Raw genomic sequence first — 21,865 nt, forward strand, 5'->3', positions numbered from 1 at the left:
AGGTCCCGGCGGCGGGCGCGCAGGGCGGGCCGGGCGGGCGGGGCGGCGCGGGCGAGGGTGCGCAGGCGGCGCGGTCCGGGGTCAGCGGGCGGGGGCGCCGCGCAGGGGCGCCGCCGCGAACTCCGCCATCCCCTCGTCGAACTCCACCTGCGGGCGCCAGCCCAGTTCGTCCATGAGCCGGCGGGAGGAGGCGGTGATGTGGCGGACGTCGCCGAGGCGGTACTCGCCGGTGACGCGGGGGGACGGCCCGCCGTGCGCGCGGGCCAGCGCCTCGGCCATCTCGCCGACGGTGTGCGGGGTGCCGCTGCCGGCGTTGTAGGCCCTGAGGGTGCCGGACTCGCGGTCGGCGACGGCGTCGAGTGCGGCGGCGTTGGCGCCCGCGATGTCGCGCACGTGGACGAAGTCGCGCCGCTGGCGCCCGTCCTCGAAGACGGCGGGCGCCTCGCCGCGCGCCAGCGCCGAGCGGAAGAAGGAGGCCACACCGGCGTAGGGGGTGTCGCGGGGCATGCCGGGCCCGTAGACGTTGTGGTAGCGCAGCGAGACGGCGCGCCCTCCGGTCGAGCGGGCCCACGCGGCGGCGAGGTGCTCCTGGGCGAGCTTGGTGGCGGCGTAGACGCTGCGCGGGTCGGCGGGCGCGTCCTCGCCGACCGTGCCGGGCTCCAGCGCGGCACCGCACCGCGGGCACGGCGGTTCGAACCGCCCCGCGTCCAGGTCGGCGGGGCGGCGCGGCCCGGGGCTGACGTCGCCGTGCTCGGGGCAGGTGTAGCGGCCCTCGCCATAGACCACCATCGACCCGGCCAGCACCAGGCGTCCGGTGCCGGCGCGAGCCATCGCCGCTAGCAGCACCGCCGTGCCCAGGTCGTTCACGCCGACGTAGTCGGGCGCGTCGCCGAAGTCCGGCGACAGCCCCACCATGGCCGCCTGGTGGCACACCGCGTCGACGCCGCGCAGCGCCGCCTCCACCCCCGCGGCGTCGCGGACGTCACACCGGTGGGCTTCGCCCGCCTGCTCCGGCGGCGGCCGCGTGTCCAGCACGACCGGCTCGTGCCCGGCCCGCGCGAGCGCGGCGACGACGTGTGATCCGATGAACCCGGCTCCGCCGGTGACGAGTATGCGCATCCCGGCAAGCTATCCGCCCCCGCCCCCACGCGGTAACACGACCACTCCCTCACCACCCCTCCGCCGATGCCCGGGCATGCTGGGTGCTGCGGGCGCGGGAAGCCGCGGGATCAAGAACACGGAAACCGGTGAACGCCGATCGGTGTGAACAGCCATAGCGCGGGAGCCGCCCAGCGCCGGGGCTCCCGTCTGGTGGTCAGCGCGGTGACCTTGACAGAGGTCGTCCGCGGCGACGCGCATGATGCGACCGTGCACCGTGTTCTCTCGCGGATCGCGGTCCTTGCGGTAACCCGAGAGATCGCGCGCGCCGCCGGTGAGCTGCTCGGCCGCACCGGGCTGTCCCGCCACCGCTGCGCCATCGCCGTAGTCGCGGTGACCGCGCTCCGACAGGCGCGCCCGGTCGTACTGCTGACGAGTGACCGGGAGGACCTGGAGCGGCTCGTCGAAGAACCTGAGCGCTCCAAGGAACAGCGGGTCGCCGTGGTGCGAGTGTGAAGGACCGCGGTCGCCGAACGGCCGCGCGGCACTGCGCAGACGCCGGCTTGCCGGGCCTTTTTCGATGCCCGGAAGGCATGTTGGGTGCTGCGGGTGCGGGGATAGTCGCCGGGGTGGGCGGCGGTCGACCGGCGGCGGCGCCCGCGGACCACAGGAGGCGACCATGGCGGTGAGCATCCGCGACCTCGCGATCACGGCCGACGAGTTCGGCGCCGACGAGCGCATCCCGCACGACCACGCGGCGACCGGCGGCAACACGGCGCCGACCCTGCGGATCTCGGGGGTGCCGGACAGCGCCGCGGAGCTCGCCGTCGTCTGCCACGACCCCGACGCGCCGCTGCCGCGCGGCTTCACGCACTGGACGGTCTACGGCATCGGCCCCTCCACCGCCCGCCTTGACTCCCCGGGCGCGGGCGGGCCGGATCTGCGCGAGGGCCCCAACTCCGCGGGCGGGCACTCCTACTACGGCCCGAACCCGCCCGCCGGGCACGGGACGCACCACTACTACTTCTGGGTCTACGCCCTCGGCACCCGGGTCAGCGGCGCGCCCTCCCGCGAGGAGTTCCTGGCCGACTACGCCGGCAGCATCATCGAGCAGAACCGCGTCGTCGGGACCTACTCGGCCTGAGCCGCCGGTGCGCCGAGCTCGGTGGAGACGCGGGCGGCGACCTCGGCGACCTGAGGGCCCAGCTCGCGCACCCGGGCCGGAGGAAGGCGGCTGACCAGGGCGGATACGCTGATCGCCGCGATCGGGTCGCGGTTGTGGTCGAATACCGGCGCCGCCACGCAGCGCACCTCGGGCTCGTTCTCGCGGTCGTCGATGGCGTAGCCGCGCCCGCGGACCCTGCGCAGCTCCTCGTGGAAGAGCGCGGGGTCGGTGATGGTGTGCTCGGTGACCGGGTCGAGGCCGCCGGCGAGGACGTCGGCGACCAGGTCGGCCGGGGAGTGCGCGAGGATCGCCTTGCCCACCGCCGTGCAGTAGGCGGGCATCCGGGCGCCGATGCGCGAGGCCATCCGCACCGTCGTGGCGTTCTCCACCTTGTCGGCGTAGACGACGTCGTGCCCGTCCGGCAGCACCAGATGGCAGGTGTGGCCGGTGCGGCGCATCAGCCCGCGCAGGTGGTCGGAGGCGACCGAGCGCAGGTCGAGCTGGTCCAGGTAGGCCTGCCACAGCGCGAGGGCGCCCGGCCCCAGCCGGAAGCGCCCGGTCGCGCTGTCGCGGTGCAGCAGACCCGCCTCCTGCAGCGGGGTCGCCAGGCGCAGCACCGAGCTCTTGTTGATGCCCACGGCTTCGGCGAGCTGGGTGAGGGTGGCGCCGCCGCCGGCGGCGGGGAGCGTGCGGACGAACTCCACGATCGCCAGCGCGCGGCGCAGGGAGACCGAGGCGTTGCGCCTCGGCGCGGGCTCGGCGTTCACCCCTTCACCGCACCTCCCAGTCCCGAGGCCAGGCGGCGCTGCACGAACAGGAAGAACACCAGGACGGGCAGGGTCATCAGGACCGAGCCTGCCATGATGGCGCCCCAGTCGTTCTCGTCGGGGCGGAAGAACGACAGCAGCGCCACGGGCAGCGTCTGGTTCTCCTGCGCGGAGATGATGAAGGTGGTCGCAAACAGGAAGTCGTTCCAGGTCATGATGAACGCGAAGATGCTGGTGGCCACCACCCCCGGCGCGGTCAGCGGAAACAGCACCCGGCGCACGAACGAGAAGCTGCCGGCCCCGTCCAGCCAGGCCGCCTCCTCCAGCTCGCGGGGCACCGCCGCGACGAAGCCGCGCAGCATCCAGACGGCCAGCGGGATGGCGAAGGCGGTGTGCACGAGCACGAGCGACCCCAGGTGGTTGAGGCCCAGCTGCGGGACGGACTGCCCGATGCCGCGCATGAGGAAGAACAGCGGGATGGTCAGCGCCTCGACCGGTACCATCTGCGCGACGAGCACCATGACCAGCAGCGTAGCGCGCGAGCGGAACCTGTAGCGGGTCAGGGCGACGGCGGCGAGGAAGGCGCACAGCGTCGAGAGCACCACCACCGCGGCGGCCACGCCGAGGCTGTTGAGCAGGTAGCGGCCGAAGTCCTCCACGAGCAGGACGCGGCGGAAGGACTCCAGGGTGGGGGTCAGGGTGAACGGGGCCGGGTCGCCCGCCTCCAGGTCGGCGCGGGGTTTGAGCGCCGACAGCACCATCCAGTACAGCGGGAACGCCACCACCAGGGCGACCGCCAGTCCCGCGGCGTCGGTCCGCAGTCGGCGGAGCATCACAGCACCTCCCCTTGGCGGCGCAGGGCGCGCAGGTAGACGAGGGAGATCACCAGCAGCAGGGCGGTGGTGACCACGCCGATCGCCGATCCCAGTCCGTACTGGCCCGAGGCGAAGGCCTGCTGGTAGGCGTACACGTTCAGCACCAGGTTCTGCCCGGCGATCCCGCCTCCTCCGGTCATGATGTAGATCTGCGTGAAGATCTTGAAGTCCCAGATGATCGACTGGATGGTCACGACCGCCATCGCCGGGCGCAGCATCGGAAGCATGACGCTGAGCGCGACGCGGCCGGTCGAGGCGCCGTCGAGCCGCGCCGCCTCGATCACCTCGCCGGGGATCGCGCGGATCCCGGCGTAGAGGGTGACCATGACGAAGGGGAAGGAGCACCACACCACCTGGCTGAGCACCAGGCCGAAGGCCGACCATTTGGTGTAGGTCCAGGAGTGCCCCTCGAAGCCGGTCAGACCGATCCCGACCAGGGCCTGGTTGACCGGCCCCAGCGAGGGGTCGAACAGGAACAGCCACACGGCGCTCCCGGTGACCGCGGGGGTGGCCCAGGCGCCCAGTGCGACGAGGAAGAGCAGGGTGCGCACCCAGGCCGACAGCCGGGTGGCCAGCACGGCCAGGCAGCCGCCGACGGCGATGGTCCCCGTCACGCAGGCGCCGGCGAACACGACCGTGTTGCCGAGCACCTCCCAGAACTGCGGGTCGCCCAGCAGGGTGCGGTAGTTCTCCCAGCCGCTGAAGCGCAGCGGCTCGGCCCCGGTGACCTGCGGCTGGCGGTAGTCGTAGAAGGAGACCAGCACGAGCTGGTACAGCGGGTAGACCAGCAGGGCCCCCAGCACGGCCAGTGCGGGGGCCAGGTAGACCCAGGGCTCCAGGCGGCCGCTCCGGCGCAGCCGGGCGAATGCTCGCCCGACCGCGCGGAGCGGCGGTGCGGGGGTGGACATTGCGCTCCGGTCACTCCCCGCCGAAGGACTCGTCGAGCGAGGCGGCGGCGTCGCCGGCGGCCTTGTCGACGGACGCGTCGCCGGAGGCGACCCGCTGCACCATGGTGGGCAGCACCCCTTCGGCGTCGATGCTCGCCCAGGCGCCGGTGACGGGGACGAAGCGGGTGCCCGACTCCAGCGTCTCCACGAAGGGCGCGATGTCCGCGTCGGACGCGGCGACGTCGCTCTGCACTCCGCCGAGCGTGGGCAGGTTGCCCATCGCCTCGTACATCCGCTGCTGGTACTTCTTGCCGGCGAGGAGCTGCACGAACTCCACCGACAGCGTGTGGTGGTCGGTGCCGGAGAGCACACCGAGGTTGTTGCCGCCGGCGAAGGCGGGCGCGACTGAGCCGGGCTCGGTGCCCGGCAGCGGGATGACGGCGGTGTCGTCGGCGACGTCGGCGGCCTCGACCGCGTTGAGGTTGAAGTTGCCGCCGATGGTCATGGCCGCCTTGCCGGCGATGAAATTCTGCACGCTCTCGTTGCCGGTCATCTGGGCGCAGGTCTGCGGCGGGCAGACGTCCTTCGACAGCACCTGGGAGTACAGCTCCAGCCCGGCCTTGGCCTCGGCGGATTCGACGGCGGCGGTGTAGGAGCCGCCCTCCTTCACGGCGATGTCGCCGCCGTGTGCCCAGATGAAGGGCAGGAAGCCGTAGGTGTAGGCGCCGCCGCTGGAGAGGCCGAGCATGTCGGGCTTCTCCTTGCGCACCGTGCGCCCGGCCTCGACGACCTCCTCCAGGGTGCGCGGGGTGTCGATGCCCAGGTCCTCGAACACGTCGGTGCGGTAGAACAGGGCGCGCACGCCGAGGAACCACGGCACGCCGTAGGTGCCGCCGTCCACCCGGGCGGTGGCGGCGACGTCGTCGGACATCTGCTCGCCGGGCTTCCAGCCGGCGAGCTCCTCGGAGATGTCGGCGAACCCGCCGGCCTCGACGTAGCCGGCCAGGTCGGTGTTGCCGTACTCGGCGACGTCGGGGGCCGAGGAGGGGTCGTTGAAGGCGCCCTGGAAGCGTTCGGCGCGGGAGTCGACGGGGATGTACTGGATCTCGACCTGCACGCCCTCGTGGGCGGCCTCGAACTCCGCCACGGCGTCGTCGACGACCTTCTCCTTGGGCTCCTGGTCGACCTCGGAGAACAGCCAGACCCGCAGGGTCCCCTCCATGCTGTCCTCGCCGGTTCCGGCGTTGTCGGTCTGGGCGGGGGCGCACGCGGCCAGCAGTACGGCGAGCCCCAGCAGGGCTCCGGCGCGGATGGGGCGGCGGTATCGCATGGCAACTCCTTCGCCTGGGGGCGGGCGGCGGACGGGGGCAGGGGATGGCCCGTCGCGGTCTATACCGGACTGGACCGTTGATCACCAGAACCTAGGCAGGCCACCGGGGCGGGCTGAAGAGAGGCGGACCAAGGTTGTGCAGAGCACAACGGGCGGGCGCCTATGCGCCACGCTCCCGGCCCGCCCAGGTCGCGCCGGTGCCCGTCCGCCGGACGGACGGATGCCGTGTCCGGCATCGGCCGACTCCGGTCCTGCGGCGGCCCGGCTGGCCGCGGCCGCGGAGGCATACTCGCCGCAGCCGCCCGGCGGGCCGACCGGGACGGGTTCGTCCGCAAGCACGACGGCTACCCGGGCGTGGACGCCGAAGGCGAGGTGACCGGCGGCGTCGCCCACGTCGACCCGGCGTTCTCGCCGTACGCGCCGCCCGCGGCCGACGGGTTCGACGCGGTCGACGCGGTCGACGCGGTCGGCCAGTTCGACGCGGTCGGCGCCCGCATGCTCGCCCGGGCCGAGGACCGCACCGACGCCCGCGAGCGCTGGCCAATCGGCACCCCTACGAGGACCTGCTGCCGCCCGCGCTGCGGGTGACGGACGGCGCGGTCTTGCTCCCGCGGGTGCTGCGCGTCCGGCGGCGCTGCCCTCCGCCGGACGCCGGAGGCCAGCGCCGCCGCCTTCCCCCGCGGCGCGGCGGCCTGCCTCTCAGCGGACGGCTCCCCGCAGGACGTCGCCGCCCCACGCCGCCAGCCGCCGCTCGACGTCCCCGTCCCCGTCACCGTCCCCGCCGAGCACGTGCGTGCTGAAGGCGTCGCGCTCGTGTGCCAGCACGGCCTGCTCCCACACGCAGGGGGCGAGTCCCTGCCGCCCGGGCCGCAGCCCGTCCGGTGCGCCGGGCGGGCCCGCGAACACAGCCAGGTCGGACATGTAGCCTTCGATCCAGGTGTGGACGAGGACGTAGTCGCCGTCGCCGCCCGCGTGCACGAGCAGCACGGCGAGCCCCAGGGAGCCGCGGGCGCGGCCCGACGCCAGATGGCCCGCCGCCAGCTCCAGCGCGGCGCGCTCCTCGCGCTCGGAGACAGCGCGCCCGGGCGCTTCGATCGCATACGCCTTCACCAGGTGCCCGGAGGCTTCCCGCATGTCCAGTGGACGCACAAAGCGGGCGCGGTGCTCGGCCGCGAGCGCGCGGAGTTCGTTCGAGGCCACGGATTCCGGGAGCCTCTCGGGCAGCGCCCGGACGGGATCGGTCATAGGGCCATTATGGGCGGGCGCGCCGGCGCGCCCGCGGCCGGAGCGCGCGCCCCGCCGGACCTGCGCTGCCCCTCCGCCCCGGCGAGCCGCGGCCGCCCGGCGGATGCCCGGTGGGGCAACGTCCCACCTCTTCGGCTAGGTTCGGGCCGTGGGGCGCCTCGACCGCGGGCGCGACGAGTGAATGGAGCACCGTCATTCTGATCCTCTCCAACACCGAGGCCGGCAGCGCCGACGCCGACCGGCTGCGCGAGGTCGCCGCGGAGCTGGGGACCGAGGCGGACGTGGCGTTCTGCTCCGGCTCCGGCGATCTGGACAAGGCGCTGGACACCTGCGAGGGACACGACACGCTCGTGGTCGCCGGCGGGGACGGCAGCCTGCACGCGCTCGCCAACGTGCTGCACCGGCGCGGAGAGCTCGGCGAGCGCGCCGTGGGTCTGCTGCCGATGGGCACCGGCAACGACTTCGCCCGCACGCTGGGCATGCCCCTGGAGCCTTTCGCCGCGGCGGCGGCCCTGCGCGCCGCCACCGAGCGGCCCCTCGACCTGATCGTCGACAACGCCGGCGAGGTCACCGTGAACGCGGTGCACCTGGGCGTCGGCGCCGAGAGCACGCGCGCCGCGTCGCGGTGGAAGCGGCTGCTGGGACCGGCGAGCTTCCCGGTGGGCGGGGTGATCGCCGGCCTGGCGGCGCGCGGCTACCGGCTGCGGGTCGTGGCCGACGGCGAGGTCCTGATCGACACCGACCACAAGGCGCTGATGGTCGGCCTGTCCAACGGCCGCTACATCGGAGGCGGAACGGGAAGGCTGGCGCCCGACGCGCTACTGGACGACGGCCTGCTCCACCTGGTGGTCTCGCGGTCGCGCGGCTTCACCAAGCGCGCCGTGCACGCCGTGCGCCTGCACCGCGGCACCCATCCGCTGGAGGTGGACGTGCACCACCGCCGCGTCCACCAGGTCACCGTCACCGGCGAGCGGTGCGCGGCCAGCGCCGACGGCGAGCTCAAGGAGAACGTCACCGGCCGCACCTGGCGCGTCCTGCCCGCCGCCTGGCGGTTCCTGGTCCCGCCCGAGGAGGACGGCCCGGCGTAGCCGGAACGCGCCGCCGCCTTCGCGCAGGCCGGGCCCGGGGGCCGGACCGGCCGGGCACCGCACCGCGGGCTCTGCCGCCGGCGCCCGCAGCCGCGCCGCGGTCCCGGGATTCACGGGGTCAACCGCGCGCGTGCGATGCGACCGTCGTCGCGTGGTCGGCCCCGGCGTCAGTCCGGTTGATCTCGGCCCACACCTCGTCGAGGGAGAGGCCGAGGACGTCGGCGATCGCCGCGATGGTCGGGAACGCGGGCGTGGCTACGCGACCGGACTCGATCTTGCGAAGGGTCTCCGGTGAGACACGGGCATCGAGCGCGGTATCGAGCATCGGGCGCGCCCCCCTGGCCCGACGCAGGAGGGCGCCGAGGCGCTGTCCGCGCTCGACCTCGGCAGCGGTGAGCGGCAACCTGACCATGGCTCCGATTCTAGTACCGGGATAATATGGCCGGGATAGTTATTGGATGCAGGAGAAGGGCGCCGCGTGATCGAGATCCTGACCCCCGCCGAGCTGGCCCGAGCCGAGGACACCGGCGCCGTGGTCGCCGACATCCTGCAGGCGCTGAAGAGGCGCAGCACGGTCGGCACGAACCTGCTGGACATCGACCGGTGGGCCCAGACCATGATCGTCGACGCCGGAGCGCTGTCCTGCTACGTCGACTACGAGCCGTCCTTCGGGCTCGGCCCGTTCGGCCACTACATCTGCACCGGCGTCAACGACGCCGTCCTCCACGGACGGCCCTACGACTACACGCTGGCCGACGGCGACCTGCTGACACTCGACCTCGCCGTCTCCAAGGGCGGAGTCGCCGCGGACGCCGCCATCAGCTTCATCGTGGGCGACGCGAAGCCGCCGGAGAGCGTCGCGATGATCAGCGCGACCGAGCGCGCGCTGGCCGCGGGGATCGCCGCCGCCGGACCCGGGGCCCGCATCGGCGACGTCTCCCATGCCATCGGCACGGTCCTCAGCGAGGCGGGGTACGGGATCAACACCGAGTTCGGAGGCCATGGCATCGGATCGACGATGCACCAGGACCCGCACGTCCCGAACACCGGGCGGCCCGGCCGCGGACACCGGCTGCGCCCCGGGCTCCTGCTGGCGCTGGAGCCGTGGGTCATGGCGGACACCGCCGAGCTCGTCACCGATGCCGACGGGTGGACGCTGCGGAGCGCGACCGGCTGCCGGACGGCGCACAGCGAGCACACGATCGCCGTCACCGGCGGCGGAGCCGAGATCCTCACCTCGCCGGAACGGGCGCGGCCGTGAGGCACTCCAGGCGCCGGGAGCCCGGACGCACGTCTACGCCGCGGAGCGGGTGCCGGCGAAGCGGCGGGGAAAGTCCGCGCCGACGACGCGGTCGTAGGCGTTCTCGACCTCCTCCAGCAGCGCGTCGGGGACGATCCCCTCCTCCCGGCCGCGCAGGGCGTCGGCCCTGGCCTCCTCCAGCACCTCCATGGCCGCCCGGTTCTCCCCCAGCGCCGAGAGCGCGTAGCCCAGCGGCACCTGGGCGCGCAGCCGCCCCGACAGGTTGCTCAGCCCGCGGTAGACCAGCACCGCCGCCCGCGCCTTCTCCTCGGCCTCGCGGTAGTGCCGGCGGCGGTACAGCGCGTCGGCGGCGTGGCGCAGGGCGCGCGCGTGCCACCACCGGTGGCCGAGCCGCTCGAACCCCGCGGCCGCCTCCTCCATGTCGTGCAGACCCGCCCGCACGTCGGTGCGCAACCGCAGTTCGCCCAGGATCAGCAGGGTGCGGTACCCGCCCCACTCGTCGCCGGCCTCCACCAGGAGCCTGCGCGCCTCCTCGACGCCGCCGACGCTCGCCTCGGCGGTCCACTCGCCGCGGTCGGCGCGCAGCCGCCGCGCCCCGTCGCCGGACCAGTGCGGCAGGGCGGCGTCGTCCCACCCGCCGGTGCACTCGCGCGCGTGGTCCTCGCCGAGGAGGGTGCGCACCCGCTCTCTGTGCCTGCGGCGCCACGCGTCCACGAGCCCGGCCACCCGCTCCTCGTCGCCGAACGTGCCCAGCGTCCCCCGGTAGACGAAGTCCCGCAGGCGCCGCTCGCGCTCCTTCTCCTGCTCGGGTGAGAGCACGAGGTCGCACTCGTCGTACTGCCTCCACAGCTTCGCCACGTCCAGCCGCCCCATGGCACGCAGGCAGCGCGCCCGGTACCAGGAGCCGCCGCCGAGGTCCTCCAGTGCGGCGCGGACGCCCCGCAGGGTCAGCCACGCCTCCAGCTCGCGCCCCATGTGGCCCAGCACCTCGCCGAGGAGCAGCCCGGCCTTGGCGGTCTGCTCGGCGTCGCCGAGGGCGGCGAAGTCGGCCCTGGCGCCGGCGAGGAGCGCGTGCGCGCGCTCGTAGTCGCCGCGGAAGCGCTCCAGCTCGCCGAGGTTGCAGCGGGTGCGCGCGAGCCACCAGCGGTCGCCCCTGCGCTCGAAGACCGCCTCGGCGGCGCGCAGGTCGCGCTCGCCGTCGTCCCGGTGGCCCAGCCGGTAGCGGTTGACCCCGATCGCGCGCGCCGCGCGCGCCTCCCACCGCTCGTCGCCGCCGGCGAGCATCGCGCGCGCCTCGGCGGCCAGCTCGACGGCCCTGACGTGGTGGCCCTCGTTGCCGGCGAGCTCCGCGCGCTCCAGCAGGGCGGTCCCGTAGGCGTGCCGGTCGTTCATCCGCAGCGCCAGCTGCGTCGCGCGCTCCAGCGCGGCGCGCCAGTCGGCCCAGTAGACCCGCCCGGCGCGGCAGTGGGCGGCCAGGGCCCGCTGCAGCCGCCACTCGACGGCCAGCGGCGCGCCGCTGTGCTCCAGCTGCAGGCAGAGCTGGATCTGCTGGCGCTCCTCGGCGAACCACTCGGCCGGGGTCCGGTCCTCGCGCAGCCGGGGCACCGGATCGGGCTCGGGGACCGCGGGGCGCGCGCTTTCGGTGAAACCCCACTCCGGCGGCGAGCGGTCGATCGCGGTGTCCTCGGCGAACCGCGCATAGGCGGCGAGCAGCCGGTCGACGGCGCGGACCGTGCGCCGGTGGCTCCACCGGACGCGCTCGGGCCAGGCCACCCCCAACTCGCGCGCGGCGCTGCTGCGCAGGATCGAGGTGAGCTCCTTGACGGGGCGGTAGCGCAGCGAGGGGCCGCCCTCCCGGTGCGCGCGGCGCAGCAGGTGGCGGTTGCACAGGGCCTCCAGCAGCGCGGTGGCACCGGGCTCGGGCTTGCCCGTCAAGGCGGCGGCCGCCCACGGCGCGATGGAGGTCAGCCCGGTCTGCGTCAGGCGGAACAGCAACAGCCGCTCGTCCTCGGGCCGCTCCCGCAGCAGCAGGCGAAACGCCGCGGCGACGCCGTGGTCGCTGAACAGCTGCTCCCCGTCGTCGCGGCGCAGCTCCTCCAGCAGCTGCCGCGTGCTGACCCCGTTGCGCAGCGCGCCCCGGCACAGCGCGAGGGAGAGCGGGCGGCCCCCGCACTCGCGGGCGATCGCGGCCAGGTCGCCCGGCGCGCTGGGGACCGGCTCCGGGGCGTCGGCGCCGGCGGGCCGCCTCAGCAGCTCCTCACTCGCCTCGGGCCCCAGCGGGCCGAGCGGATGGCGGTGCACGTACATCGGCGCGTCGCGCAGGGTGTCGGTGCTGGTGATCAGCACCGCGCAGCCGTCGCCGCCCGGTAGCAGCGGCTTCACCTGCTCGAAGTCGCGGGCGTCGTCGAGGATCAGCAGCAGCCGGAGCCTCTCGGTGCGGGTCTTGAAGAGCTGGCTCAGCGACTCGAGGCCGATGTCGTCGCGCTGCGGCGCGGCGCCGATGGCGCGCAGCAGCCCGGTCAGAACCTTCTGGGGCCGGCGCGGCGCGCGCGTGGCGCCCACGGGCGCGCCGAACAGCTCGCGCCGCAGGATGCCGTGGGGGAACGCGTCCTGGACCTCGTAGGCGATCTGGGTCGCCAGTTCGGACTTGCCGATCCCCGGCTCACCGGTGACGGCCACGACCAGCGGCCCCGCCGCCTCGCAGCGGCCGGAGCCCCGCCGCGCCCGGCGCCCGCGTCCCGCGCCTCGCCCGGTCAGCGGGGCGAGCTCGGCCAGGATCCGGCGGGCGTCCTCCTCGCGTCCGACGAACAGGGGGCTGCGGGAGTCCACGTCCATCGCCCGGGGGGCACGGGCGGCCGACGCGTGGGGCGGTTCCTCCTGCTTCGACAGCCGGCGGACGAGCTCGCCGGCGGCGCCCAGCGCGCCCGCGGCGGAACCGGCGCCGATGATGGCGACGGCGGGAGCCTGGGGGAACACGTCGCCGAGGACGGCCAGGGCGCCGGCGCAGCCGCCGATGGCGATCAGCAGGAGGACCAGCCACCAACGCGTGCGGTGGCGGGCGGCGGGGTCCGCCCGCGTTCTGTCCGACATCGGGGGCTTCGTGCTCCTTGTTCACTTTTTGTCGGAGGCGGCGGCGCATTCCCGGGGCAGAGGGCGCCTCGTCGGCGGGGAACCCAAGTCTTGGTTCCCCGGCGACGCGTGTCCAGCCGCGGGCGCCACCGCGGATCGGAGTTCACCGACACTTCACTCCGGGCGGCGGCGCGGAACCGGCACCGCCGCCCCTCGGCAGCGCGGCCGACGGGCCGCCGCCCCCGGCGACGACCTCCCGCCCGCACTCCCGCCGCCGCGCCCGCCGCGGCCCGTCCGAGCGGCGCCGCGCCGGGCGGGCGCGCCCGGAGGCCGTGGCGCAAGGTCCGCCGTCCGCGCGGATCCGCGACGGATTGGCCTACGATGATCGGAATTCTTCCCCCTAGGCCCGAAGAGGACTCCGATCATGACCGAGGGCAGCGAAGGCCGGCCGGACGCCCAGTGGCCGCCCCCGAGCATGGACTTCAGCAAGCCGACCATCGCGCGCGCCTACGACGCACTACTCGGGGGCAAGGACAACTACGCCGCCGACCGGGCGCTGGCCGAGTTCGCCACCGAGAACATCCCGGGGCTCAAGGAGTCGGCCCGGGAGAACCGCAGGGTGCTGGTGCGCGGGGTGCGCCACCTGGCGGCCGAGGTGGGCGTCGACCAGTTCCTCGACCTCGGCAGCGGCCTGCCCACCGTGCAGAACACCCACGAGGTGGCCCAGGCGCACAATCCGGCGGCGCGGGTCGTCTACGTCGACATCGACCCGCTGGTCACGGTGCACGGGCAGGCGATCCTCGCCGAGAACGACCGGACGCGGGTCTTCACCGGCGACGTGCGCGACCCCGCGGAGGTGCTGAGCCGCCCCGAGGCGCGTGCACTCCTGGACTTCGACCGCCCGATCGCGCTGATGCTGGTGGGGATGCTGCACTACCTCTCCCCCGAGGTCGCCGACGAGGTGGTCAGCGCCTATCGCGACGCGCTCGCGCCGGGGAGCTACCTGTTCGTGACGTCGCTGGTGGACACCGGGCTGCCGGCGCAGCAGGAGCTGGCCCGCATCACCCGGGAGAACCTGGAGGAGGGCTGGGCGCGGACGCCCGAGGACATCGAGTACCACTTCGGCGATTTCGAACTCATCGAACCGGGCCTCACCTACACCGCCCTCTGGCGCCCCGACAACCTCGTCGACGCCAACAACCTCGCCCCCGGAGAGCAGCTGGGGATGGCCGGAATCGCGCTCAAGAAGAAGTGAATCGATAGGGAGGCGGGCCGCCGGCCCGCCTCCGAAGACTTCGTGTCATCGCGCCCGTTCGCTCGGTAGGCGCCCGTGCATTCGGCCTCAGCGGTGAGCGGCCTCGTATTCGGCGACGATCTCGGCGGGAATGCGCCCGCGGTCGTTTACCGACTTGCCGGCCTGCTTGGCCCAGGACCGGATCTCCGCGGCGCGGCGACCGCCGCCTGCGGCTTTCTTGCGCCCCGGCCCGCGGCGGCCGGCCTGCGCGTGCTTGCGCGCCCCCTGCAAATACGGTGCCAGAACCTCGCGAAGCTTTTTCGCGTTGCCGGAACTGAGATCGATCCGGTAGCTCTTCCCGTCGATGCCGAACTCGACCGACTCGTCGGCGGTACCGCCGTCCATGTCATCGACGAGCAGAACCTCAACCTTCCGAGACATGCCGTTACCTCGATCTTCTCAATCAGCGCCGTCGGATTCGCGTCGTCTGTGGCCGCTAGTCGTCTGTAGCCACTATAGGAAATAACGGCGGAAAATCCAAACAGGGGGAGAACTTTACCTTTGTTTCCCCCTCGCTTTTCGGGTATTCCCCGACGGCGGCGCGCGGCGCCGGGCGCCGCACCGCGAGAGGGGCCGAGGCACCCTCCGCGGCCCCCTCCGGGTGCGGACTTCGTCACACCGCCGCGTCGCGGCCGAGGAGCGGGCATATCCTGACAGGTCGGCGACGCGGCGGAGCGCGGCCGGTACCGCGGACGGGAGGGGTTCGCCGAGGGGCCGACTCCACCGCCGGGCTCGGCCGCTGCGCGGCCGCAGGCGGCCGCCGGGCGCGCGACGGCGCCTGCGATGCTGATGGACGACCCGGGCGCGGCCGCGCCGGCGCCGGGCACAGGACCGCTGACGCAAGCGGTGTGATGATGGGAGAGGCATGGCGTTGACGTCCGAGCTGACCGGTGCCCCGCGGCCCCGGGCGGTGCTGTGGGACATGGACGGCACCCTGGTGGACTCCGAGCCGCTGTGGGGTGTGGCCCTGGACGAGGTGGCCGCGGATCTTGGCCGGCCGCTGACACCGGAGGTGCGTGAGGACATCACCGGCACCGACGACCGGACGACCATGCGCCTGCTGGCCCGCCACACCGGCACCGACGCCACCGAAGCCGAGCTGGAGGCGATGCGCGAGCGGATCGTGGCCCGGGTGGCCGGGCAGCTGGAGGCGCGGGTGCCTGTTCTGGAGGGAGCGCTGGAGGCGGTGCGGGGGCTGCGCTCCGCGGGGGTACCGCTCGCGCTGGTCACCTCGTCGCCGCGGCGGGTCGCCGAGATCTCGCTCGCCGCACTGGGCACGGGCGCCTTCGACGCGGTGGTGACCGCCGAGGACGTCGACCGGCGCAAGCCCGATCCCGAGCCCTACCTGCTGGCCGCCCGGATGCTGGGCGTGGAGCCGCACGAGTCGTGGGCGGTGGAGGACTCCCCCAGCGGCGCACTGGCCGCCGAGAAGGCGGGCTGCCGGGTGCTGCTGGCGCCGGGCGCGCTGGCGGCGGCCCGCACGCCCGGCCGGGTCGAACTGGCCGCCCTGGCGGAGGTCCTGGCGGTGGAGGCCGGCGGGCCCGCCTGAGCGGCCGCACCGACGCCGGCGCCGCGGCGCGGCCGGTTCCGGCCGGCGCCCCCTCGCGGGAGGGGCGGAGGAGGGGCGCCCGGGACCGGGAGGCCGCGTCCCGCACGCGCCGCCCGTCAGCCGAGCCGGTCGAGGACCTCCTGAGCCGTCAGGCAGCCGGCGGTGGCCAGGTCCAGAGCGGCCAGGGACGCCCGGTGCGCGGCAGGGTCGGCCGCGGTGACGCAGTCCGACACCGGGTGGACAGTGAAGCCGAGCTCGGTTCCGTGGCGGGCGGTCTGCTCGACGGTGAGGTCGGTGGCCACGCCGGTCAGCAGCAGGGTGTCGGCGCCGAGCTCGGCCAGCCGCAGGGGAAGGCCGCCGGAGAGGCCGGACAGCCGCTGGTTGTCGACGACGAGATCCCGCTCGCCGAGGTCGGCCATCTCCTTGATGATCGCGCTCCCGGGAGCATCGGGGCGGAAGCTCTCCTGGGCGTCGCCGACGGCGGCCATGAAGGCGGTGTTGCGGACCAGGTCGCCCTCGTCCTCGGGGACGGTGAACCGGGTGAACACCACCGGCACGCCGGCCGCGCGGGCGGCGGCGTGGAAGCGCGACGCCCGCTCGACGACGCCGCTGGAGCGTACGGGCTCACTGAGCATGCCGCCGAAGAACCCTTCGGGGCGGATCACGTTGACCTGCCAGTGCAGGGCCAGAACGACGGTCCGTTCCGCTGCCAGTCTCGGTGCCATGGTGACGATCCTGCCAGGCGCCCGCGGAGGGCGGATCGCCGCCCCGGGACTTCGCGGCCGCCGCCCGCGCGGTCGGCACGGGCGGCGGCGACGGCTCCTGCGGCGCCGCAGCCGTCAGTCGGCGCCGGTGCCCGGCCTGTTCTGGTACACGAGGTCGGCGTAGTCGGGGTGGCGCTGGATCCAGCTCTTCACGAAGGGGCACACCGGCAGCACCGCGAGCCCGCGCCGGCGCACGTCGTCGAGGGCGCCGCGGACGAGCGCGCCGCCCACGCCCTGGCCCTCGTAGGCCGAGTCGACCTCGGTATGGGTGAACACGGCGAGCTCGTCGGTGAGCCGGTACTCGGCGAAGCCCGCGACGGCCTCGCCGGTGCGGGCCTCGTAGCGCTTCTTCTCGGGTGCGTCGACGACCTGGATATCCACGGTTCTGGCTCCTTTTGCGTGCCTGGGTCCGGTTCGCGGGTGTACGGCCCGCAGGCACCGGTCCGGTCCCTGCGGGCCGTGCCGCCACCCGCGCGTCCGCAGCCGGGCGGCCTCCTCGCCGGCGGCCGGTGCGGCCTCGGCGGCGAAGCGCTCGACCTGCGCGCGGGCGTCGCGGCGGGGGCGAAGACGGAAGGTGCCCTTGCCGGGCTCGACGGCCAGGCGCGCCAGCTCCGCGACCCGCGCGTGCGGCGGGCCCCGCAGGGCGCCCGCGCCGTCGCCGCCGATCGCTCCCCCGGCGTCGCAGACGCGCCGGATGTCGGCGGGGTCGCGCCGGGTCCCACGTACGGCGGCGTCGATGCGCTCGCTCATCGCGGGCGGCCTCTCTGATGGGAGGCAGCCGCTGGAGGGCGCCCGGCCGTGCGGCGCGCCGCACGGCGGCGAGCATGCGGCGCCGGAGCGGGCGGGGTTTCCGGGGTCGGGCACCGGGGTCCTCCTGTCGCGAGGCGGCGGCCGCGGCGCGGAGGGGCCGCAGCGCCGAGTCTGCCACCCGCCCTCCGCCAGTGGGCGGCGGGCGGCGGGCCCGCCCCCGCCGTGTCGCGCGGCCCGGGCCGCGCCGGGAAAAGGGAGGCGCCGCCGCAGCGGCGCCTCCCGCGGTCCCACCCCTCCCATGGGGCCGACTTCCGCGCCGTGCCGTCCGAGGACGCCACACACGGGAAGTACGCTCTTTACTTCCCCGAAAAATAGTACATACGCATCAACGCCACCGAAGATCACGCGAAGCGTCCGGTTCAGCCCGCCACCAGCCGGTCCGGACACCGGAAACCACACACAGTCGGTGTCCGAGCACGGGAACTCGGAGGGTGGCCGAGGCCTAGGCGGGAAACCGACCCGGGCCCCCGTGCGCTGGAAGGGGACGGCCGATTCCGCACCCTGCCGTCGTCTGCGCGGGGCCGAGCGCATCCGCACAGCCGACCGGCTGCGGGAGCGGGGGCGCCGAGTCGGCGTGGACCGGCCTCAGCGGCGCCAGTCGGGGCGCTGGCTGCCGCGCGAGGCCCTGCGGCCGCCGCCCTTGCCCTGCTTCTCGCGGATGCGCATCGTCAGCTTGATCGGGCTGCCGTCGAAGCCGAACTCCTCGCGCAGGCGCCGCTCGATGAAGCGGCGGTAGTTGTCCTCCAGGAACCCGGTGGTGAACAGCACGAAGTGCGGCGGCCGGGCGCCGGCCTGGGTCGCGAAGAGGATCTTGGGCTGCTTGCCGCCGCGCACCGGCGGCGGGGTGGCCGCCACCAGCTCCTTGAGCCAGCTGTTCAGCCGCCCGGTGGGGATGCGGGTGTCCCATCCCGCCAGGCTGGTCTCAAGCGCGGGCACGAGGCGCTCGGTGTGCCGCCCGGTCCGGGCGGAGATGTTGACGCGCGGCGCCCAGGAGACCCGGGAGAGCTGGCGGTCGATCTCCTTCTCCAGGTAGTAGCGCCGCTCCTCGTCGAGCGTGTCCCACTTGTTGAACGCCAGCACCAGGGCGCGGCCCGCCTCGACCACCTGCTCGACGACGCGGATGTCCTGCTCGGCGAGCGGCTCGCTGACGTCCATCAGCACCACGGCGACCTCGGAGCGCTCCAGCGCCGTGGTCGTGCGCACCGTGGCGTAGTAGTCGGCGCCCTGCAGCGCGCGGAAGCGGCGGCGGATGCCGGCGGTGTCGACGAACGTCCACGGCCGCCCGCCCAGCTCCACGACCTCGTCGACGGAGTCGCGGGTGGTGCCCGCCTTCGCGTCGACGACCACGCGGTCCTCGCCCGCGATCCGGTTGAGCAGGCTGGACTTGCCCACGTTGGGCCGGCCCACCAGCGCGATCCGCCGCGGCGCGTCCTCGGGCTCCTCCTCGCGCTCGGGCGGGCCCTCGGGCAGCGCGCCGGTCACAGCGTCGAGCATGTCGCCGGTCCCGCGCCCGTGCAGAGCGCTGACCGGGAACGGCTCGCCCATGCCGAGGTTCCACAGCGCCAGGGCGTCGGGTTCCTGGAGCTCGCCGTCCACCTTGTTGGCGGCCAGCACGACGGGTTTTCCGGCCCGGCGCAGGACCCGGGCGACCGCCTCGTCGGCCTCGGTGGAGCCCACGGTGGCGTCGACGACGAACAGGACCGCGTCGGCGGCCCGCGCGGCGTATTCGGCTTGGTGCGCGACCATCTCGGCCAGCCCGGAGACGCCCGTCTCCCAGCCGCCGGTGTCGACCAGGGTGAACTCCCGCGACTGCCACGCGGCGTCGTAGGCGACCCGGTCGCGGGTGACGCCGGGGACGTCCTCGACCACCGCTTCGCGGCGCCCGATGATGCGGTTCACCAGCGAGGACTTGCCGACGTTGGGGCGGCCGACAACGGCGACCACCGGTTTGACCTCGACGTCCTCGTCGGGGCCGTCCGGCGGGCCGTCGAGGTCGGGGTTGTGCTCACTCATCGCTTCCACTACTCCCGGTTTCGCCGCCCCGCGCGCCCAGGATCGCGTGCCGCGGGGCGGAATGACTGGCCGCGCCCGCACCGGGCGCGGCGGAACCGCCGGCGGCCGGTCGGCCGCCGCCTGTCGTGCGTTGTCGTGCTGTCGGCAGCGTGCCGCCGCCGCGTGCACCCGGCCGGGTGGACGCGGCGGGGCGGCGCCGGTGTCCCAAGCCGCCCGGCCCTACGCTCGCGCCGCCCGGAACCGGTCCGCCGATCCGCGGACCCCGGGCGGCCCAAGCGCCTCGCTCCGCCGCCCGCCATCGCCGCCGGGCCGGTCCGGCCCGGCGGCGCGGAAGCGGCCGCGAAACCGCGGCCCCGGGACGCGCGGCGCGTCAGCGAGCGGCGGAGCCCTCGGCCTGCTTCTCGCCGACCGCCTTGCCGGCGCCGGGCCGGTCGCCCGCTCCCGCGGCCGCGACGGCGCGGTCGGTCAGTTCGAGCAGGATCGCCACGACCTCGTCGAGGCCCAGACCGGTGGTCTCCAACTCCAGGGCGTCGGCGGTCTGGGTCAGCGGCGAGTCCGCGCGGCTGGAGTCGAGCAGGTCGCGCCGCGCGAGGTCGGCCTGGACGGCGTCGATGTCGCTGCCGCTCAGCTCGCCGCTGCGCCGGTGCGCCCGGGCCTCGGCGCTGGCGGTCAAATAGATCTTGACCTGGGCGTCGGGGGCGACGACGGTGGTGATGTCGCGCCCCTCGACGACGATCCCTGCGGCTCGGCTCCGCGCCAGCGCGATGGTCTCGCGCTGCATCGCGACGAGCCGCTCCCGCACCGCGGGTACGGCGCTGACGGCGCTGACGCCGGCCGTCACCTGCTGCGTTCGGATCTCACGGGCGACGTCCCTGCCGTCCACGTGGACCGTGGGAGCGGCGGGGTCGGTGCCCATGCTGATGTCCGGGCGCCCGGCCGCCTCCGCGACGGCTGCCGCGTCGTCGGCGTCGACCCCGTGGTGCTGCATCCACCAGGTCATGGCCCGATACATCGCCCCGGTGTCGAGGTACCACAGGTCGCGCGCCGAGGCCACGCCCTTGGCCGTGCTGGACTTGCCCGACCCCGAGGGACCGTCGATGGCCACGACGACTCCCTCGGCGCTGCCCTGCGCGCTCACGTGGTGTTCTCCTCCGGGGTGTACTGCATCCATCTCGTCTCAACCGCTCAGCCTACAGGCGCGGCGGCCCGCTCGGCACCGCCGCACGGGCGGCCCCGGGCGCGCGAGCGCTCACGCGTGGACCGAGTAGCCGCGCTCGCGCAGCACGCGGGACAGGCGCTCGGCGGCCTCGGGGACCACGGAGAGCTGCGCCACGCCCATCGGCAGGCCGTAGGAGTGGTCCAGACGCACGTCCTCGATGTTGACTCCGGCGGCGCCGGCGGCGAGGAACAGCCGCCCCAGGGAGTCGGGCTCGTCGGGGATGAGCACCGGGACCACGGCGTATTCGGGGGTGCGGCCGCCGCCGTGCTTGCCGGGCACGCGCTCGCGCCCGCGCACGCCGCGCTCCAGCAGGCCGCCGACCGCCTCGGGCGGCGGGCCGGAGGGCTCGGCTTCCCGGCCGCCGGCCTCGCGCAGGCCCGCGGCGCAGGCGGACAGGTCCGCGGCGACGGCCTCCAGCACGTCGGCGACCGGGCCGCCGTTGTGGCCGAGGATCTCCCACCACAGCCGGGGGTCGCCGGCGGCGATGCGGGTGACGTCGCGCACACCCTGCCCGGCCAGGGACAGCGCCGCCTCGTCGCCGTCGAGCAGGCGCGCCGCCACGGCGGCCGCGGCGACGTGCGGGCCGTGGGAGACCAGTGCGACGGCGCGGTCGTGGGCGGCGGCGCCCATCGGCACGGGTTCGGCGCCGCAGAGCCGGATCAGGTCGCGCACCGCCGAGACCGCTCCGGGGTCGGCCTTGCCGGTGGGGCACAGCGCCCAGGAGCGCCCGAGGAACAGGTCGGCGCGGGCCGCGCTGGGCCCGCTGCGCTCGCCGCCGCCCATCGGGTGGCCGGGCACGAAGGTGGCCATGTCGCAGCCGGCGCGCTCCGCGGCGGCGACGACGCCGTGCTTGACGCTGGCGGCGTCGGTGTAGACGTGGGCCAGGCCGCGGTCCTGGGCGGCGCGCAGCACCTCGGGGACCGCGGAGGGCGGTGCGGCGATGACGGCGATGTCGGCGGGGCGGCCGGGTGCGTCCTCGTCCAGCGGCTCGCCGGCGCCCAGCTCGCAGGCGAGGCGCAGAACCCCGGGGTCGGGGTCGCTGAGGGCGACCCGGGTGCCGTGCTCGCGCAGGGCGAGCGCGATCGAGGTGCCGATCAGCCCGGCGCCCACGATGACCGCCCGTTCGATCCTGCCCACGTCGCTCCCCGTCCGTCGCGGCCGCGGCCCCTCCGGTGCCGCGGCGCACCTCATCGGCACCCTGCGTATCGCCCCAGCGTAGTCCACCCCGCGCCAAGCGCGCCGCGGCGGTGGAGTGCGGCGCCCCGCTCGCTCCGCTCGTCCCGGTCCCCGCCGGGACGGCCGGCGCCCGCCGGGAATCCCCGGGAATCCGACGCGCTCGACCGGGTCCGCCGCGGGCCGCCGCCGGGACGCGGACACGGCCCGCGATCCACCGCATCGGCGGTGGCGAAACGACGAACACCGGCCCCGAAA

At 74.9% G+C, this 21,865-nt stretch carries 21 protein-coding genes; 7 read left to right on the plus strand and 14 right to left on the minus strand.

Features of this window, described 5'->3' with window-relative positions; genetic code table 11:
• Nucleotides 1-81: 81 nt before the first annotated feature.
• Nucleotides 82-1,119, minus strand: coding sequence for an NAD-dependent epimerase/dehydratase family protein (locus ABD284_RS19840; RefSeq protein ID WP_344145651.1), 1,038 nt, complete (start codon nucleotides 1,117-1,119; stop codon nucleotides 82-84).
• Nucleotides 1,120-1,368: 249 nt separating this feature from the next.
• Here ABD284_RS19840 and ABD284_RS19845 point away from each other — a divergent pair, with 249 nt between their 5' ends.
• Together ABD284_RS19845 and ABD284_RS19850 are read left to right on the plus strand one after the other, a co-directional pair.
• The gene (locus tag ABD284_RS19845; protein WP_344145653.1) at nucleotides 1,369-1,614 is read left to right on the plus strand and encodes a hypothetical protein; all 246 of its coding nucleotides are present in this window, start codon (nucleotides 1,369-1,371) and stop codon (nucleotides 1,612-1,614) included.
• A gap of 163 nt (nucleotides 1,615-1,777) precedes the next feature.
• The gene (locus tag ABD284_RS19850; RefSeq protein ID WP_344145655.1) at nucleotides 1,778-2,242 is read left to right on the plus strand and encodes a YbhB/YbcL family Raf kinase inhibitor-like protein; all 465 of its coding nucleotides are present in this window, start codon (nucleotides 1,778-1,780) and stop codon (nucleotides 2,240-2,242) included.
• Here ABD284_RS19850 and ABD284_RS19855 read toward each other — a convergent pair.
• The 4 genes from ABD284_RS19855 to ABD284_RS19870 are packed head-to-tail and all read right to left on the minus strand — an operon-like array spanning nucleotide 2,230 to nucleotide 6,122.
• A complete protein-coding gene (locus ABD284_RS19855; RefSeq protein WP_344145658.1) occupies nucleotides 2,230-3,030 on the minus strand; it encodes an IclR family transcriptional regulator in 801 nt (266 codons plus the stop codon). The two genes, ABD284_RS19850 and ABD284_RS19855, sit on opposite strands and share 13 nt — an antisense overlap.
• Complete coding sequence (locus tag ABD284_RS19860; RefSeq protein ID WP_344145662.1) at nucleotides 3,027-3,863, minus strand: carbohydrate ABC transporter permease; 837 nt, start codon at nucleotides 3,861-3,863, stop codon at nucleotides 3,027-3,029. The genes ABD284_RS19855 and ABD284_RS19860 overlap by 4 nt, the downstream gene beginning before the upstream one ends.
• Nucleotides 3,863-4,813, minus strand: coding sequence for a carbohydrate ABC transporter permease (locus tag ABD284_RS19865; protein ID WP_344145665.1), 951 nt, complete (start codon nucleotides 4,811-4,813; stop codon nucleotides 3,863-3,865). The genes ABD284_RS19860 and ABD284_RS19865 overlap by 1 nt, the downstream gene beginning before the upstream one ends.
• A 10-nt stretch (nucleotides 4,814-4,823) precedes the next feature.
• Entirely contained in the window at nucleotides 4,824-6,122 is a 1,299-nt protein-coding gene (locus tag ABD284_RS19870; RefSeq protein WP_344145668.1) for an extracellular solute-binding protein, read from the minus strand.
• Nucleotides 6,123-6,347: 225 nt separating this feature from the next.
• Here ABD284_RS19870 and ABD284_RS19875 point away from each other — a divergent pair, with 225 nt between their 5' ends.
• Entirely contained in the window at nucleotides 6,348-6,710 is a 363-nt protein-coding gene (locus ABD284_RS19875) for a hypothetical protein (protein ID WP_344145671.1), read from the plus strand.
• A 111-nt stretch (nucleotides 6,711-6,821) separates the two neighbouring features.
• Here the strand turns inward: ABD284_RS19875 and ABD284_RS19880 are convergent, their stop codons facing one another.
• Complete coding sequence (locus ABD284_RS19880) at nucleotides 6,822-7,367, minus strand: hypothetical protein (RefSeq protein WP_344145674.1); 546 nt, start codon at nucleotides 7,365-7,367, stop codon at nucleotides 6,822-6,824.
• Between the two features lie 110 nt (nucleotides 7,368-7,477).
• Between ABD284_RS19880 and ABD284_RS19885 the strand changes: the two genes are divergently transcribed.
• Complete coding sequence (locus ABD284_RS19885; RefSeq protein ID WP_344145677.1) at nucleotides 7,478-8,455, plus strand: diacylglycerol/lipid kinase family protein; 978 nt, start codon at nucleotides 7,478-7,480, stop codon at nucleotides 8,453-8,455.
• A gap of 118 nt (nucleotides 8,456-8,573) precedes the next feature.
• Here the strand turns inward: ABD284_RS19885 and ABD284_RS19890 are convergent, their stop codons facing one another.
• A complete protein-coding gene (locus ABD284_RS19890) occupies nucleotides 8,574-8,867 on the minus strand; it encodes a helix-turn-helix domain-containing protein (protein WP_344145680.1) in 294 nt (97 codons plus the stop codon).
• Between the two features lie 66 nt (nucleotides 8,868-8,933).
• On the opposite strand from ABD284_RS19890, the gene map reads away from it, so the two are divergent.
• Nucleotides 8,934-9,716, plus strand: coding sequence for a type I methionyl aminopeptidase (gene map, locus ABD284_RS19895; RefSeq protein ID WP_344145683.1), 783 nt, complete (start codon nucleotides 8,934-8,936; stop codon nucleotides 9,714-9,716).
• Between the two features lie 33 nt (nucleotides 9,717-9,749).
• Here the strand turns inward: map and ABD284_RS19900 are convergent, their stop codons facing one another.
• On the minus strand, nucleotides 9,750-12,806 hold the full coding sequence (locus tag ABD284_RS19900) for an NB-ARC domain-containing protein (RefSeq protein ID WP_344145686.1): 3,057 nt from the start codon (nucleotides 12,804-12,806) through the stop codon (nucleotides 9,750-9,752).
• A gap of 403 nt (nucleotides 12,807-13,209) precedes the next feature.
• Here ABD284_RS19900 and ABD284_RS19905 point away from each other — a divergent pair, with 403 nt between their 5' ends.
• Nucleotides 13,210-14,040 carry an SAM-dependent methyltransferase gene (locus ABD284_RS19905; protein WP_344145689.1) on the plus strand — a complete coding sequence of 277 codons (831 nt, stop codon included), beginning with the start codon at nucleotides 13,210-13,212 and terminating at the stop codon, nucleotides 14,038-14,040.
• An 87-nt stretch (nucleotides 14,041-14,127) separates the two neighbouring features.
• Here ABD284_RS19905 and ABD284_RS19910 read toward each other — a convergent pair whose 3' ends face one another.
• The gene (locus ABD284_RS19910; protein ID WP_344145692.1) at nucleotides 14,128-14,460 is read right to left on the minus strand and encodes a histone-like nucleoid-structuring protein Lsr2; all 333 of its coding nucleotides are present in this window, start codon (nucleotides 14,458-14,460) and stop codon (nucleotides 14,128-14,130) included.
• A gap of 484 nt (nucleotides 14,461-14,944) precedes the next feature.
• Between ABD284_RS19910 and ABD284_RS19915 the strand changes: the two genes are divergently transcribed.
• Nucleotides 14,945-15,628, plus strand: a complete 684-nt coding sequence (locus tag ABD284_RS19915; protein ID WP_344145695.1) for an HAD family hydrolase — start codon at nucleotides 14,945-14,947, stop codon at nucleotides 15,626-15,628.
• Between the two features lie 116 nt (nucleotides 15,629-15,744).
• On the opposite strand, the gene ABD284_RS19920 is transcribed toward ABD284_RS19915, so the two are convergent.
• The 5 genes from ABD284_RS19920 to ABD284_RS19940 all read right to left on the minus strand — a co-directional run bounded on the left by ABD284_RS19920 (nucleotide 15,745) and on the right by ABD284_RS19940 (nucleotide 21,571).
• Entirely contained in the window at nucleotides 15,745-16,353 is a 609-nt protein-coding gene (locus tag ABD284_RS19920; protein WP_344145698.1) for a cysteine hydrolase family protein, read from the minus strand.
• Nucleotides 16,354-16,467: 114 nt separating this feature from the next.
• Nucleotides 16,468-16,773, minus strand: coding sequence for a GNAT family N-acetyltransferase (locus tag ABD284_RS19925; RefSeq protein ID WP_344145959.1), 306 nt, complete (start codon nucleotides 16,771-16,773; stop codon nucleotides 16,468-16,470).
• Between the two features lie 1,014 nt (nucleotides 16,774-17,787).
• Nucleotides 17,788-19,215, minus strand: coding sequence for a ribosome biogenesis GTPase Der (gene der / locus ABD284_RS19930; RefSeq protein WP_344145701.1), 1,428 nt, complete (start codon nucleotides 19,213-19,215; stop codon nucleotides 17,788-17,790).
• Between the two features lie 370 nt (nucleotides 19,216-19,585).
• Nucleotides 19,586-20,353 carry a (d)CMP kinase gene (gene cmk, locus ABD284_RS19935; RefSeq protein WP_344145704.1) on the minus strand — a complete coding sequence of 256 codons (768 nt, stop codon included), beginning with the start codon at nucleotides 20,351-20,353 and terminating at the stop codon, nucleotides 19,586-19,588.
• Nucleotides 20,354-20,464: 111 nt separating this feature from the next.
• On the minus strand, nucleotides 20,465-21,571 hold the full coding sequence (locus ABD284_RS19940; RefSeq protein WP_344145707.1) for a prephenate dehydrogenase: 1,107 nt from the start codon (nucleotides 21,569-21,571) through the stop codon (nucleotides 20,465-20,467).
• Between the last annotated feature and the right edge of the window lie 294 nt (nucleotides 21,572-21,865).

Source organism: Streptomonospora arabica (genome assembly GCF_039531585.1).
GTDB classification, from domain to species: domain Bacteria; phylum Actinomycetota; class Actinomycetes; order Streptosporangiales; family Streptosporangiaceae; genus Streptomonospora; species Streptomonospora halophila.

Bases quoted from the DNA above. Each gene is read 5' to 3' on its own strand.
- ABD284_RS19860 (WP_344145662.1), bottom strand. From the start codon at position 3,863: ATGCTCCGCCGACTGCGGACCGACGCCGCGGGACTGGCGGTCGCCCTG.
- ABD284_RS19910 (WP_344145692.1), bottom strand. From the start codon at position 14,460: ATGTCTCGGAAGGTTGAGGTTCTGCTCGTCGATGACATGGACGGCGGT.
- ABD284_RS19880 (WP_344145674.1), bottom strand. From the start codon at position 7,367: ATGACCGATCCCGTCCGGGCGCTGCCCGAGAGGCTCCCGGAATCCGTG.
- ABD284_RS19905 (WP_344145689.1), top strand. From the start codon at position 13,210: ATGACCGAGGGCAGCGAAGGCCGGCCGGACGCCCAGTGGCCGCCCCCG.
- ABD284_RS19840 (WP_344145651.1), bottom strand. From the start codon at position 1,119: ATGCGCATACTCGTCACCGGCGGAGCCGGGTTCATCGGATCACACGTC.
- der (WP_344145701.1), bottom strand. From the start codon at position 19,215: ATGAGTGAGCACAACCCCGACCTCGACGGCCCGCCGGACGGCCCCGAC.
- ABD284_RS19890 (WP_344145680.1), bottom strand. From the start codon at position 8,867: ATGGTCAGGTTGCCGCTCACCGCTGCCGAGGTCGAGCGCGGACAGCGC.
- ABD284_RS19850 (WP_344145655.1), top strand. From the start codon at position 1,778: ATGGCGGTGAGCATCCGCGACCTCGCGATCACGGCCGACGAGTTCGGC.
- ABD284_RS19915 (WP_344145695.1), top strand. From the start codon at position 14,945: ATGGCGTTGACGTCCGAGCTGACCGGTGCCCCGCGGCCCCGGGCGGTG.
- ABD284_RS19900 (WP_344145686.1), bottom strand. From the start codon at position 12,806: ATGTCGGACAGAACGCGGGCGGACCCCGCCGCCCGCCACCGCACGCGT.
- ABD284_RS19920 (WP_344145698.1), bottom strand. From the start codon at position 16,353: ATGGCACCGAGACTGGCAGCGGAACGGACCGTCGTTCTGGCCCTGCAC.
- ABD284_RS19870 (WP_344145668.1), bottom strand. From the start codon at position 6,122: ATGCGATACCGCCGCCCCATCCGCGCCGGAGCCCTGCTGGGGCTCGCC.
- ABD284_RS19865 (WP_344145665.1), bottom strand. From the start codon at position 4,813: ATGTCCACCCCCGCACCGCCGCTCCGCGCGGTCGGGCGAGCATTCGCC.